We start from the raw sequence: 13,017 nt of genomic DNA, 5'->3' as shown, positions 1-13,017 counted from the left end.
GGGCTACCCACAGCACCAGGAAAGCCAGCACGCAGCCCGCGCACACCAGATGATCGCGCCAGATCGACCTTGCCAGCGCGGTTTGTTCGGCGGGGCCGTCCGAACGACAGCCGAGGCGGGCCGCGCTGGGAACCGTATGCGAGAGTGCCAGCAGAATCGGGCCCGCTGCCAGCAGCGCCGACACCGCCAGCAACCAGGCCGGGTCGTCCCCTCGGGCCGCGCGGAACCCCAACGCTGCCAGCAACACCACCATGACGACAACGATGAGCCGGCTCATCGGGCCGGATTCGGTGACCGCGCGCCGGTAGTAGCCCGCGATGGAAGCCAGCGCGCGTTCGGGGAGGTCACCCCCGGGATCGCGGCCCGCGAGGACCTGCACATCGAACATCAGATCCATCCACAGCACAGCGAACAGAAACCCGCTGCATGCGGTGAGTAAAGAGGTGGCGACGCTCATCGCTCGATTGTTTCCCAGTTTTGCGGCTGCGGTAGCCTGACGCGTCATGGGACGCGTGGACGGAAAAGTTGCACTGATCAGCGGCGGCGCTCGGGGGATGGGCGCTGCTCATGCCCGAATGCTGGTCGACGAGGGCGCCAAAGTGGTCATCGGCGACATCCTCGACGACGAGGGCAAGGCACTGGCCGATGACATCGGGGATGCCGCTCGCTATGTCCACCTCGACGTCACCCAGCCCGACGAGTGGGAGGCTGCGGTAGCCACTGCGGTCAACGACTTCGGCAAGCTCAACGTGTTGGTCAACAACGCCGGCATAGTGGCGCTGGGCCAGCTGGGCCAGTTCGATCTGGCCAAGTGGCACAAGGTCATTGACGTCAACCTGAACGGTACGTTCCATGGCATCCAAGCCGCGGTCGAGCCGATGAAAGCCGCAGGCGGCGGCTCGATCATCAACGTCTCATCCATCGAAGGGCTGCGCGGCGCGGTTATGGTGCACCCCTACGTCGCGTCCAAGTGGGCGGTACGCGGTCTGACCAAGTCGGCAGCGCTGGAACTGGGAGCGCACAACATCCGGGTCAACTCCATCCACCCCGGCTTCATCCGCACCCCGATGACCAAGCACTTCCCCGACAACATGGTCACCGTCCCGATCGGCCGCCCAGGGCAGTCCGACGAGGTCGCCACCTTCGTGGTGTTTTTGGCCAGCGACGAATCCTCGTATGCCACCGGCGCGGAATTCGTGATGGACGGCGGCCTGGTCAACGACGTCCCGCATCGGCATTAGCCGCTAACGGAACTTCTCGATCACGGTTTGGGCGAACCGCTCGATCGACGGTCGGTAGCCGTCCTCGGCGCCCATCCAGGGAGCGCACATCACCGCCGTGATCCCGACGTCCTCGGCACGCCGGTAAAGATCGATCGACGGCGGTTCCATCAGCGCCAGCATGATCTCGAACGGTTCGCCGTCCCGCCCGTACTCGCGCCGCAACGCCGTCAGCTTCTGCGCGTAGCCAACCGCGTCGTCCCACGCGTAGGCCGTGCCGACCCATCCGTCGCACAGCCGAGCCGCCCGGCGCAGCGCCACCTCCGATTCGCCGCCGCACAGGATCGGGACCGGCGTGGATGGGTGCGGCTCCAGCATCAACTCGGGCACCTGGTAGTAGCGACCGCTCCACGACACCCAACCGCCCTGCCACAGGGCACGCAGGGCCGGGATCATCTCGTCGAGCCGCTTGCCCCGGTTGCCGAAGTCTTGCCCCAACAGTTCGAATTCCTCGCGCATCCAGCCGGCGCCGACCGCCAGCGATACCCGGCCCTCGGAAATGACCGAGGCGGTGGCCACCTGTTTGGCGACTTCCAACAACGGACGCGCGGGGGCGACGTAGACGGCGTTGGAGAACCGCAACCGACGGGTCACCGCTGCCATGGCGCCGATCAGGATCCACGAGTCCGGCCACGCTGTCTCCGGCGACCACGGCGGACGTTCCGCTCCGGTGGGGTAGGGCGAGGTCAGCTTGCGCGGATAAATCAGATGATCGGCACAGATCACGCCGTCGTAGCCGGCTTCATCGAGCATGCTGGCGACCGCCAACGCATCCGCCGAGTCCATAAACGCTGTGCCGGACCAGAACTGCACGTCGTAGTACTTTATGTGCCTTTTCCGAATTCCGGGCGCAACCAGCCCGGACGCGCTAGGAAGTGGATGGTGGATTTCGAACTCGACGCAGCGCAGAACGCCTGGTTGGCCCAAGTGCGTGATTTTCTGCGACGCAACGTCACGGCGGAGCTGAAGTCCGAACTGGCCGAACATGGCCAGGAGTTTCCCGGCGGGGAAGTCGCGTCGTTCCGGCGCAAGATCGGCGAGCGGGGATGGTTCGGCCTGAACTGGCCGCGCGAGTACGGCGGTCTGGGTCTCGGCCCGATCTATCAGCACCTGCTGATGCGTGAGTTCGAATACTGGGGCGTACCCGGACCGGATCTCACCGTCACTTCGGTGGCGCCGATGATCATGCGGCACGGCACCGAACAGAACAAGTCCGAGTTCCTGCCACCGATCGCTCGCGGAGAACTGACCTGCGCGGTGGGCTACTCTGAACCCGACGCGGGCACCGACCTGGCCAGCCTGCGCACCCGCGCGGTGCAAGACGGTGACGAGTGGGTGATCACCGGATCCAAAATCTGGAACAGCGGAGCCCATCGGGCGACCCACGAGTGGCTTTGTGTCCGAACCGATCCCAGCGCCAATCGGCACCGGGGAATTTCGGTGATCATGGTTCCCGTCGATCTGCCTGGTATAGAAATCCGTCCGCTTTATGCGTGGTCGGGGTATCGCACCAACGAAGTGTTCTTCGACGATGTCCGAGTGCCCGTCGCCAACCTGATCGGCGAGGTGAACCGGGGCTGGACGTACATCACCGGCGCGCTGGATCTCGAGCGTGGCGCGTTGACCAACGCGGGCGATCTGCGCCGTGCACTCGACGAACTGACCGAGCTGGCCGGCCAGCAGCGTCGCGACGGCTCGACTCCGCTGCAAACGCCTAGCTTTCGCCGTCGACTCGCGCAGGCCGAGGCGGATGTCGAGGCGGCATTGCTGATGGGATACGAGGCAGCGTCATTGCTCGACAGCGGCGTCATTCCCACCGTGGAAGTCAGCGTGCAGAAGATCTTTACCAGCGAATTACGCCAGCGGATCGCCGATTTGGCCCTCGACCTGCTCGGCCCGGACGGCTTGCTGGCTTATCGCAGCGCGGGCGCGCCCGCCGACGGGAAATTCGAACGGCTCTATCGGGTAGCGCCGCTGATGCGGTTCGGCGGAGGCACCAACGAGGTGCTGCGCGACGTCATCGCCCAGCGTGGCCACGGCATGCCGTCGTACGGCCGCTGATGGTGGCAACACGATGAGACTGCTGCCTGATCACGACGAACGAGATTTGGCGTCGATGCTGCGCGCGCTCTTCCTCGCCGAGTGCCCGATCAGCCTGGTACGGGAAATGCGTGACACGGACCTGCGGTCGATGCCCGAAACGTTGTGGAAGTCGTTGGCCGATGCCGGGGTATTCGGACTGCTGCTTCCGGAGGAATATGGCGGCGCCGGTGGCCAACTATCCGACCTTGGCATTGTTTACGTGGAGGCCGGTCGCGCTCTATGTCCGACGGCCGTGCAGGCCACGCTACAGGCGGCACTTGCCATTCATCTGCTCGGCGGACCGGACCAACACGCTGCGTGGCTGCCTTCGCTGTCTGCCGGAAAACTCTGCGCTACAACATGTTTGTGGAATGCGCGCAATGCGGCGCTGATCGCACCGGAACTGGAGGCACGCCCGTCAGCTGGCGGTGGTTGGCGCCTGTCCGGCACGGCCGACTTCGTGGGCGACGCCGACCTAGCCGATCACGTCGTGGTGTCGGGGGGCGACACCGCCGCCGCGCGGACATTGGGCTTTGTCGTCGCGCTGCAAGCCGATGGCGTGCATATCGATCCGCTGCGTCTGATCGGCGGCCACCGGGCTTTTCGGATTCGTTTTGACGATGTGAAGGTGGCAGACCGGCGCTCAGTACTTGCGGGGCCGGACGGCTCGGGGCTGACCGAAAATAGCCTGCGGCGGCTGGCGAACGCCGCAGTGGCGTTCCTGTCGCTGGACCTGGTCGGCGTCGGTGAGGCGGTGCTGCAACGCACTGTCGACTACACGGTGGCGCGAGCACAGTTCGGCCGGCCTATCGCCTCGTTTCAAGCCGCCCAGCATTTGGTGGCGAACATGCATATCGCGCTGGCCGCGGCTCGGCTGGCGGCTCACTCCGCGGTCTTCTGGATCGGTCAGGGCCGCACTGCAACTCGTGAAACCGCGATCGCGCGAATGCACGCAGCCAGCGCAGCGAAATCGATCACGCTTGACGCACACCAGCTGCATGGCGGCATGGGTTATGTACTCAACACCGACCTGCATTTGTTCTCCGAGCGGGCCAGGGTGGTATCCACGCTGGGCGGCGGGGCAGACGTGGCCGCGACGTGGTTGGAGGGGGCGTGAGCGAGCAGGGTCTGATAGACGCCGAATCAGCCTCGCGAGTAGGCACTGTCGCCGCAACAGCGATCGGCGAAGTCAACCGGCGCGAGTGGCAACGTTGGTCCGCGGCGGTCGGTGATCACAATCCACTGTGGTTCGACACCGAATACGCTCGCGCACAAGGCTACCGCGACATCATCTGTCCGCCGCTTTTCCTCCAGTACGCCGTGCTGGGAGTCACCGCGCTGGAAGAGCTGCGGCCCGACGGTTCGTCCGGAGCGATCTCTGGCAGCCTCGCCTTTCCTCGGGCGCCCAGACGCATGGCCGGCGGAGAGAGCACAATGTTTCATGCGCCGGCGTATCACCGCGACGAAGTGGACATGGTTCGCACCATCGAGTCGATCGTGGAGAAGCAGGGCCGCTCTGGCCGGTTCGTACTGGTGACATGGCGCACGGCCTATCGCAATCAGCGCGCTGAGTTACTCGCCGAGGCCACAACATCGATGATCGCCCGACCGTGAGGACTCCGATGGCCAGCCAACAGGTCTTCTATGAGGACGTCGAGCCCGGCGACCCGCTGCCGACGCTCACGGTGACGGTCGACGCACGACAGTTGTTCTTCTTCAGCGCCGCGACATACAACGGCCACCGGATCCACTACGACAAAGACTGGGCACGCACAGTCGAGGGTTACGACGACGTCATCGTGCAGGGACCACTGCAAGCCGCGCTGCTGGCCCGGGCTATCACCGACTGGATCGGCGGCCGCGGTCGACTGGTCGAATACAGCGTGCAGAACCGAGCGATCGCATTTACGGACGAAGAACTGAATTTCGGGGGGGTGGTGACTGCAAAGCGGTTGGCCGACAACACCGGTCTGGTCGATCTCGACATCGCCGGCCGCCGAGGTGACACCGTCCTGATGCCGGGCACCGCCACGGTCGCGCTGCCATACCGAGGCAACCGGTCGTGACGGGTCTGCGTGGCGAGGCCGCCATCATCGGTATCGCCGAGTTGCCTGCCGAGCGCAAGCAAACCCGACCGCCGTCGTTCACCCTCGACCAGTACGCACTGCTGGCCAAGATTGTCGTCGAGGACGCGGGTGTAGATGCCCGGGAAATCAACGGTCTGCTCTGCCACGGCTTGGCGGAATCCGATATGTTCGCCCCGGCCACGTTGTCGGAATATCTTGGTCTGCCTGTTGATTTCGGTGAACGGGTCGATCTGGGCGGCGCCACTTCCGCGGGAATGGTGTGGCGGGCCGCGGTGGCCGTTGAACTCGGGCTCTGCGATGCGGTGCTCGCCGTGGTGCCTGGATCCTCGGTGCTGCCGACGTCCACACGCCGACCGCCGTCATCGCCTGGGTGGCATGGTGCGTCGAGCAACAAGTACGGGTCGCCACAGGCCGAGTTCGAGATCCCGTACGGCAACGTCGGCCAGAACGCGCCCTACGCGCAAATCGCTCAGCGTTATGCCGCTGATTTCGGCTACGATGCAACAGCTCTGGCGAAGATCGCGGTGGACCAGCGCACGAATGCGTGTGCCCATCCGGATGCGGTGTTCCACGGCAAGCCGATCACCGTCGACGACGTGCTGACCAGCCCGATGATCGCCGACCCGATCCACATGCTCGAGACGGTGATGCGGGTCCAAGGCGGCGCGGGGGTTCTCGTCGCCAACGCGGACCTGGCCCGGCGCGCACGGCATCGACCGGTATGGATCAAGGGATTCGGCGAGCACATCGCTTTCAAGACAGCGACATACGCTCAAGACTTGATGACGACGCCGATAGCCCGTGCCGCCGAACGAGCCTTTGCGATGGCGGGGCTCACGCGAGAGGCCATCGACGTTGTGTCGCTGTACGACTGCTACACGATCACCGTCCTGATGACGCTCGAGAACGCGGGGTTCTGCGGCAAAGGCGAAGGCATGTCATGGGTTAACGAGCATGACCTCACCTTCGGCGGCGACTTTCCACTTAACACCGCGGGCGGGCAACTCTCGTTCGGGCAGGCCGGCATGGCTGGCGGAATGCATCACGTGGTCGACGCTGCGCGACAGCTGATGGGCCGAGCATGCGATGCGCAGGTGACCGACTGCCATCGAGCTTTCGTCAGCGGGACCGGCGGCATCATGAGTGAGCAGGTCGCGTTGGTTTTGGGCGGTGACTGACGATTACCGCGCCGCTACCACTTCCTGAGCCCACGCCCGTCTCAAAGCCGTTCTGGGCGGCGCTGGCCGAGCATCGGATCCTTGTGCAGTTTTCACCTTCACTGGGCCGGTATGTGTTCTATCCGCGCACGCTGGCTCCGGGCACGCTTGCCGACGACCTCGAATGGCGTGAAATCGATGGCGCGGGTTTCGTTTACACCTTCACCTTGGCGCAACGACCGACTGGACCGCCGTGGGCGGATGCGGTGCCGCAGATCCTCGCAGTGGTCCAGTGGGATGCGGGGCCCCGGTTCAGCACCGAGCTGGTGGACGTCGATCCCGCCGATGTTCGGATCGGCATGCGAGTGAGCCCGGTGTTCTGCGACATTCCCGAAACCGAGGTCACCCTGTTGCGATATCGACCGGAGCCGACCGTTGTTTGAGACCGTCCAGCAGTTGTTACGGACACGCGTGCACGACGACAACCCAGCCGTCGCCTACGGCGAGAAGATCTGGACCTGGCGCGAGCATCTCACCGAAGCGGCAGCCGAGGCTTCGGTGTTGGTGGGGCTGGCCGACGCCACTCGTCCGCTTCACGTCGGCGCCCTACTCGGCAACTCACCGGCCATGCTGCGGTCAATGGCCGCAGCCGGGTTGGGCGGTTACGTGTTGTGCGGCATCAACACCATTCGGCGCGGCGCCGGACTGCTGGCCGACATCCGGCGCGCGGACTGCCAATTGCTGCTCGTTGATCCCGACCATCTGCCGCTACTCTCTGGCCTGGAGCTGGCCGGAGTCACGGTGCTCGACGTGACGTCGCGGCGTTACCTCGACGCGGTTAAGGCGGCGCCACCGCTGGTGCCGCACCGCGAGGTCGGGCCGGCCGACACCTTGATCATGCTTTTCACATCGGGAACCAGCGGCGACCCGAAGGCGGTCGGGTTTGCCCACGTGGCGGCGATCCTTTGCGGCGCAAGCTTGATCGCGCAGTTTGAGATCACCGCCGACGACGTCTGCTACTTGTCCATGCCGTTGTTTCACTCCAATGGCGTGGCCGCGGGCTGGGCGGTGGCCATTGGAAGCGGCGCAACGATGGTTCCGGCCCGGTTCTCACCGTCCCGGCTTCTGCCCGACATCCGACGTCACAACGTCACCTACATGAACTATGTCGGCAAGCCGCTTGCCCTGGTACTGGCCACCCCGGAGCGGCCCGACGATGCCGACAACACGCTGCGGGTGGCATTCGGCAACGAGGCAACCGATCGCGATATCGCTGAATTCGGCCGACGATTCGGCTGCCGCGTGGTCGACAGTTTCGGATCGAGTGAGTTCGCGGTCATCATCACCCGCGAAGACGGCACCCCGGCCGGGTCCGTTGGCAGGGGATACCCCGGCGTTGCGGTTTATCACGCGGAAACGGTAACCGAATGCGCTCCAGCGGTTTTCGACGATAACGGCGCACTGGCGAACTTCGACGAGGCGGTCGGCGAACTGGTCAACACCCAGGGCGGCGGGGCATTTGCCGGGTACTACAACGACCCGACGGCAACCAACGAACGGATGCGCCACGGCATGTACTGGTCCGGCGATCTGGCCTACCGCGACGCTGACGGCTGGATCTACCTGGCCGGTCGCACCGCTGACTGGCTGCGAGTGGACGGTGAGAACCTGGCGACGGCACCGATTGAGCGAATCCTGCAGCGGCTCGGCCCCATCAACCAGGTCGCGGTGTACGGGGTACCCGACGAACAGGTTGGCGACCAGGTGATGGCCGCCATCGTTCTCGACGAAGGTCGGTCGCTGACGCCCGCAGAATTTGAGGAGTTCCTCGCCGCTCAACCTGACTTATCAGCTAAGGCCTGGCCCCGTTTCGTGCGGATCAACGACGAGCTGCCCAAAACAGCGACCAACAAAATTTTGAAGCGTGAGCTGATTCAGGCGGGTGAGACGGCTGCCGGCGGCGTCTTGTGGCAGCGTGCAAGTCGCGGCACAACCTACCAAGTGGTGTCCTAGTCGCCCAATCCGCCGACTGTGCAGGTTATGGCCGGAAAAAATCGTAAAGCGCCTCCACAACATGCACACTCGGCGTCACATCACGAGCTCAGCGGGTCGCGGTGATGTACTCCGAGCGCATGATTTGGTCGACATGGACGTCGACTTCGGCTGGGGTGCGGCCGTATTCGGCCTGCAATTCCGGGTTGGTGCGAACGGGTTCCACCGTCCAGCCGTGCTCGGCGAGCCAATCGGCGGGTCTGTTTTTCTGCGAGTCGTCGTAGGTCAGAGCCGAAAACTTCACATCGCCAGAGCGGTTGAGACCGGGATACGTCGCTTCCAAAGCGGCTAGCTGATCTTCGTCGAGGCGCGAACCCAACGCACCGATCGCGAGCCGGCTACCCGGCGCGGACAGCTCACCGATACGAGCGAACAGCGTGTCCTGCGCGTCGCCGGTCAAGTAGGGCAGGATCCCCTCCACCGACCAGGCACTCGGCTGTTGCGTGTCGAAGCCCTCCTCGCGCAGCGGTATTGACCAGTCGTCGCGCAGATCCGCGGCAACCTCTCGGCGACGAGCGGCGGGCACCGCGTCATGCTCGGCAAGCACGCGCCGTTTGAACTCCAGAACTTTCGGCTGGTCAACCTCGAATATTGTTGTGCCACTTGGCCAGTTGAGCCGGTATGCGCGAGAGTCCAATCCGGCGGCGACGATGACTGCTTGACGAATACCGCGGTCAGCGGCGGAGGAAAAAAATTCGTCGAAGAACCTTGTCTGTACGCCGTACAGCCGCGGAAAGACCGTCGCCCCTTCGGATGCGCCCGGGTCAGCCAGCAGATTAGTCAGATACGGGTCTGCCGAAGCGGTGATGAAATGCCTCGCGTAGTCGTCTCGCACTAGTGGCCGCGCGCTCAACGCGTGCAGGGCGCGCCATCCGGCTACCAGCAGCGCGGTATAGCCCACGCTGCTGACGATGTCCCACTCGTCGTGGTCAGTGCGAAGCATGGAACACATATGACCCGACGGTGATCACCCGGTCCTCGGCGCCCTCGTCGCGCATGACGGTGCGTACCGCGACCGTGCCCTGCGCGCCGGCGAGCGGCTCAGCTTCAATCCGGAACGGGCCGGTCTTCCCCCGCGCCACAAACATCACGTGCGACGACGCGCCCTGTAACCGGTCGGTGCCCGCGACCTCCGCGGCTCGCTGCAGCGCCGCGGTCTCCAGGACGACGAATTGCGGGCCGATGTGTAGTGCCGCGTCCGGCGACGCGACCTCGACGGCCAATTCCGGTAGCGCCCAATGTCCGTCGGGTCGGCGGTGTCCGCCGAACACCTGCCAGAGCGGCGGCAAGTCGGGGGAGTCGATCACCTCGATGGGTTCGACTTCCATCCGGCCGAGCCCTTCGGGCGGCGTGCCGATGCTGATGCCCTGGCCTTCGGTCAGCGCGAGCACCCGGGCCGGTTGATCGGCGTCGACGATGCGTGACCGGCTGTAGCCCATCTGGCGGCCGCGTTTCACCTGTTCGGTCTGGACTTCGAAACGGCGCACGTCTCGGCCTGGGTCGAGCACCTGGCACGAGTGGATGACGGGGTTCGGCACCGCCTCCAGATCCGACATGCCGCCGCCCTCGGGCGAGGCGATGCCGAGCACGGCCAGCAGGATGCCGCCGGTCGTGTCGCGCATGTCGTGGCGCAACGCGACGGTGTCGTCTACCGGGCCTAAGTCCATCGACGCGTAGCTGCGACCGATGTAGCGGTAACTCAACAGCCCGCCCCAGCGCCGGCGCAGCTCGGCGGCGTATGCCTCTGGCTCATTGGTCAGTTCACGAATATCTCGCGGCATCATGGCCCCTCTGGCAGGCGAAGAAAAGCCTGGATCGTCGTCTCGTCAGCAGTGGTGTGCGTGCGCACCAGGTCTGCCAGCGCGTTGACCACGTACAGCCCGCGGCCCCGGTCGCTGTCGCTGCCATACGAGCGGCGCCCGGCGAGCGGATCGTCGAGGCAGCCGTCGTCGCGTGCTTCGCAGATCACATGGCCATCTTGCCGCCACAGCGCAAGCCGGCAGGCCCTGCCCACCTGCGTCAGGCTGGCCGTTGTCAGTTCACTGGCGATCAATTGCAGGTCCGCGGTCTGGTCGGGGGACAGGCCGAACCACTGCGCGTAGGCACCGGCGAAAGACCGTGCGCCACCGAGATCGCCGAGTTTGCGCGCCGTGTACCGGACGGCGTCCGGATCGCTGGGCAGCGGTCGGTTGTAGCGGGCCAGCATCGCGTCGGGTGCGTACGCCGCGTTGTCGTGGTCGAGAACTCCGTCCTGCCACAGCACCGGATGGGTGCGACGGGCGTCGGCAATCACTCCGGCATCAAGCTGGGACACGTCATACGGACAAACCACCGTCACGTCCTGGCCGTTAAACGCCCGGTTGAGCAGCGCCTCGTGTTCTACGCAGGCGGGATATTCGATGTCAGATCGACTCGGCCACATGTGTTCGCTGATCATGCGCACCGGTTTTGGCCGGTGCTGGTCGACCAACTTGCTCAGCACCTCGCCCAGGATCCGGCTGGGATTGCGGCCCGCCTCGGTCATGTCGGTCATGGCCACGTTGGCGGCCGACCCATCCAGCCCCTCGGCCAGCACCGCCAGATTGCAATCCGGAACCGCGACCAGCACCGCTTCGTCTGCCTGCAGGGCGCCGGCGACGAACGCCAGCAGATAATCGCGGTACTGCTGCTGCGTGCGATAAAAGAAGGCTTCGTGACCTCTCTGCGCGTACGTCACGTCTACCGCCCCACGAACAGCCCGGATGCGGCTCGACCAACCGCCGCCTCCCAAGCACGCTAACTCAGCGGCCGCAGATGCGGCAAGAACCCCGATCAGAGCTCGAGTAGTACGGTCACCGGGCCGTCATTGATCAATTCGACCCGCATGTGGGCGCCAAACGTGCCGGTGTGCACGTCGGCGCCTAGCTGCCGCAACTCTTGCACGAACTCCGCTATCAGCGGCTCGGCGATGGGCCCCGGGGCGGCGGAATTCCATGACGGTCGTCGCCCCTTGGCCGTGTCGGCGTACAAAGTGAACTGGCTGACCACCATGATCGGTGCACTGATGTCAGCTGCAGACTTTTCGTCATCGAGAATCCTCAGCTGCCAAAGCTTTTCAGCGAGCCGCTGAGCCTTGCTCGTATCGTCGTCGTGGGTGACTCCGACGAATGCCAGCAGGCCCTGGCTGTCGGGTTGCATTGATGCCACGACGTGTTGATCGACCGACACCGCCGCCGATGAGACCCGTTGCACCAGAACCCGCACGGGGCCGATGCTGCCATGCGCCCCGAGTAGGGTCGTGTCGGTGTCCGTACTAGTCGCATTCTCCGTCACACCGCTGGGCGTGGGCGAAAGCGTCGGTGAGATCGTCGCCGAGGCGGTGCGGGTGGTCCGCGATTCCGGCTTGCCGAACAAGACCGACGCGATGTTTACCGTCGTCGAAGGCGCCAGCTGGGACGAGGTGATGGCGGTGGTGCAGCGCGCCGTCGAGGCCGTCAAAGCTCGCTCGCCCCGGGTCAGCGTGGTGATCAAAGCAGACTGGCGCGCTGGCGTCAGTGACGCGATGAGCAGCAAAACCGAATCGGTAGAGCGTTTTTTGGGCGGTCCTTAGCCGCCGGTCGCTGCGCGAAATGCTTCTTCGGCGGCGTCGCCGTGCACCGCGAAGGTCACGCGCTCAAGCGAACGCGGCTGGTGCTCGCGCACCGCGTCGACCATCAACCGGGCCGCCTCGTCGAGTGGGAAACCGCCAACGCCAGTACCGAACGCCACCAAAGCTAATGAGCGACAACCTAATTCGTCAGCGACGCGCAGCGTCGAACGGGTGGCCCGGCCAATGATGTCGGCCGACGTCGGTCCGCCGAGCTCCATCGTGGCGGCGTGGATCACGTAGCGTGCCGGCATATCACCGGCCGTTGTCTCGACAGCTTCCCCGAGGCCGATCGGCGCCTTCTGGTTCGACTCGCGCTGCACGGTCGGGCCGCCGGCCCGGGAGATGGCGGCGGCGACGCCACCGCCATGACGAAGCTGGGTGTTGGCCGCGTTGGTGATCGCGTCGACCTCCAGCTTGGTCACGTCGGCCTGCAGTACCGCTAACTCGATCATGGATCCATCGTCCTCCCGCCTAGTGTCATAGCGGTGAGTGCACGCGCAGGCATTGTCGTGACCGGGACCGAAGTGCTGACCGGTCGGGTCGCCGACCGCAACGGTCCATGGATCGCCGATCGGCTTCTGGAGCTGGGCGTCGAGCTCGCCCCCATCACCATTTGCGGTGACCGCGAAGCAGACATCGATGCGCAGCTGCGCTTCCTGGCAGCCGAGGGCGTCGACCTGATCGTGACCAGCGGCGGCCTGGGCCCGACCGCCGACGATATGACCGTGGCG

17 protein-coding genes are annotated in these 13,017 nt (G+C 65.1%); 10 read left to right on the top strand and 7 right to left on the bottom strand.

The genetic code is table 11. The features are described 5' to 3' along the window. Positions 1-457 (bottom strand): hypothetical protein (locus tag WBF82_RS03990; RefSeq protein WP_424381798.1); only part of this gene is annotated, 457 nt, incomplete at its 3' end. Between the two features lie 46 nt (positions 458-503). On the opposite strand from WBF82_RS03990, the gene WBF82_RS03985 reads away from it, so the two are divergent. Continuing rightward, the gene (locus tag WBF82_RS03985; protein WP_424381797.1) at positions 504-1,241 is read left to right on the top strand and encodes a glucose 1-dehydrogenase; all 738 of its coding nucleotides are present in this window, start codon (positions 504-506) and stop codon (positions 1,239-1,241) included. 3 nt (positions 1,242-1,244) lie between these two features. On the opposite strand, the gene WBF82_RS03980 is transcribed toward WBF82_RS03985, so the two are convergent. Next, the gene (locus WBF82_RS03980; RefSeq protein WP_424381796.1) at positions 1,245-2,093 is read right to left on the bottom strand and encodes a TIGR03619 family F420-dependent LLM class oxidoreductase; all 849 of its coding nucleotides are present in this window, start codon (positions 2,091-2,093) and stop codon (positions 1,245-1,247) included. Between the two features lie 69 nt (positions 2,094-2,162). Here WBF82_RS03980 and WBF82_RS03975 point away from each other — a divergent pair, with 69 nt between their 5' ends. Genes WBF82_RS03975 through fadD1 form a run of 7 tightly spaced genes read left to right on the top strand, consistent with a single transcriptional unit; the run spans position 2,163 to position 8,619 of the window. Beyond that, a complete protein-coding gene (locus tag WBF82_RS03975) occupies positions 2,163-3,341 on the top strand; it encodes an acyl-CoA dehydrogenase family protein (protein ID WP_424381803.1) in 1,179 nt (392 codons plus the stop codon). A 13-nt stretch (positions 3,342-3,354) separates the two neighbouring features. Next, positions 3,355-4,479: an acyl-CoA dehydrogenase family protein gene (locus tag WBF82_RS03970; RefSeq protein ID WP_424381795.1), complete on the top strand. Its 1,125-nt coding sequence runs from the start codon at positions 3,355-3,357 to the stop codon at positions 4,477-4,479. Further along, positions 4,476-4,976, top strand: coding sequence for a MaoC family dehydratase (locus WBF82_RS03965; protein WP_424381794.1), 501 nt, complete (start codon positions 4,476-4,478; stop codon positions 4,974-4,976). Before WBF82_RS03970 ends, WBF82_RS03965 begins: the two co-directional genes overlap by 4 nt. Positions 4,977-4,984: 8 nt before the next feature. Beyond that, positions 4,985-5,428: a MaoC/PaaZ C-terminal domain-containing protein gene (locus WBF82_RS03960; RefSeq protein ID WP_424381802.1), complete on the top strand. Its 444-nt coding sequence runs from the start codon at positions 4,985-4,987 to the stop codon at positions 5,426-5,428. Then, a complete protein-coding gene (locus tag WBF82_RS03955; RefSeq protein WP_424381793.1) occupies positions 5,425-6,627 on the top strand; it encodes a thiolase family protein in 1,203 nt (400 codons plus the stop codon). The genes WBF82_RS03960 and WBF82_RS03955 overlap by 4 nt, the downstream gene beginning before the upstream one ends. Positions 6,628-6,629: 2 nt before the next feature. Continuing rightward, entirely contained in the window at positions 6,630-7,049 is a 420-nt protein-coding gene (locus tag WBF82_RS03950) for a Zn-ribbon domain-containing OB-fold protein (protein WP_424381801.1), read from the top strand. Then, positions 7,042-8,619, top strand: a complete 1,578-nt coding sequence (gene fadD1 / locus WBF82_RS03945; protein WP_424381792.1) for a fatty-acid--CoA ligase FadD1 — start codon at positions 7,042-7,044, stop codon at positions 8,617-8,619. Before WBF82_RS03950 ends, fadD1 begins: the two co-directional genes overlap by 8 nt. Before the next feature lie 88 nt (positions 8,620-8,707). Here fadD1 and WBF82_RS03940 read toward each other — a convergent pair whose 3' ends face one another. The 4 genes from WBF82_RS03940 to dtd form a co-directional block, all read right to left on the bottom strand. After that, a complete protein-coding gene (locus WBF82_RS03940) occupies positions 8,708-9,601 on the bottom strand; it encodes a class I SAM-dependent methyltransferase (protein ID WP_424381791.1) in 894 nt (297 codons plus the stop codon). Further along, positions 9,588-10,439, bottom strand: coding sequence for a hypothetical protein (locus WBF82_RS03935; RefSeq protein ID WP_424381800.1), 852 nt, complete (start codon positions 10,437-10,439; stop codon positions 9,588-9,590). The genes WBF82_RS03940 and WBF82_RS03935 overlap by 14 nt, the downstream gene beginning before the upstream one ends. Continuing rightward, positions 10,439-11,374, bottom strand: a complete 936-nt coding sequence (locus WBF82_RS03930; protein WP_424381790.1) for an anti-sigma factor RsbA family regulatory protein — start codon at positions 11,372-11,374, stop codon at positions 10,439-10,441. Before WBF82_RS03930 ends, WBF82_RS03935 begins: the two co-directional genes overlap by 1 nt. Positions 11,375-11,469: 95 nt before the next feature. Continuing rightward, positions 11,470-11,901 (bottom strand): D-aminoacyl-tRNA deacylase, encoded by a 432-nt coding sequence (gene dtd / locus WBF82_RS03925; RefSeq protein WP_424381789.1) that lies wholly within the window; start codon positions 11,899-11,901, stop codon positions 11,470-11,472. Between the two features lie 40 nt (positions 11,902-11,941). On the opposite strand from dtd, the gene WBF82_RS03920 reads away from it, so the two are divergent. Next, complete coding sequence (locus WBF82_RS03920) at positions 11,942-12,247, top strand: MTH1187 family thiamine-binding protein (protein WP_424381788.1); 306 nt, start codon at positions 11,942-11,944, stop codon at positions 12,245-12,247. Here WBF82_RS03920 and WBF82_RS03915 read toward each other — a convergent pair. Beyond that, positions 12,244-12,738 (bottom strand): macro domain-containing protein, encoded by a 495-nt coding sequence (locus WBF82_RS03915; protein ID WP_424381787.1) that lies wholly within the window; start codon positions 12,736-12,738, stop codon positions 12,244-12,246. The two genes, WBF82_RS03920 and WBF82_RS03915, sit on opposite strands and share 4 nt — an antisense overlap. Before the next feature lie 27 nt (positions 12,739-12,765). Here WBF82_RS03915 and WBF82_RS03910 point away from each other — a divergent pair. Continuing rightward, the coding region (locus WBF82_RS03910) for a molybdopterin-binding protein (protein ID WP_424381799.1) at positions 12,766-13,017 on the top strand (252 nt) is incomplete at its 3' end.

It is taken from the genome of Mycobacterium sp. (assembly GCF_049673265.1).
Classification (GTDB): Bacteria; Actinomycetota; Actinomycetes; order Mycobacteriales; family Mycobacteriaceae; genus Mycobacterium.
This window is presented reverse-complemented; position numbering and strand designations above follow the sequence as displayed.

Bases quoted from the DNA above. Each gene is read 5' to 3' on its own strand.
- WBF82_RS03985 (WP_424381797.1), top strand. From the start codon at position 504: ATGGGACGCGTGGACGGAAAAGTTGCACTGATCAGCGGCGGCGCTCGG.
- WBF82_RS03970 (WP_424381795.1), top strand. From the start codon at position 3,355: ATGAGACTGCTGCCTGATCACGACGAACGAGATTTGGCGTCGATGCTG.
- WBF82_RS03960 (WP_424381802.1), top strand. From the start codon at position 4,985: ATGGCCAGCCAACAGGTCTTCTATGAGGACGTCGAGCCCGGCGACCCG.
- WBF82_RS03940 (WP_424381791.1), bottom strand. From the start codon at position 9,601: ATGCTTCGCACTGACCACGACGAGTGGGACATCGTCAGCAGCGTGGGC.
- WBF82_RS03935 (WP_424381800.1), bottom strand. From the start codon at position 10,439: ATGCCGCGAGATATTCGTGAACTGACCAATGAGCCAGAGGCATACGCC.
- WBF82_RS03915 (WP_424381787.1), bottom strand. From the start codon at position 12,738: ATGATCGAGTTAGCGGTACTGCAGGCCGACGTGACCAAGCTGGAGGTC.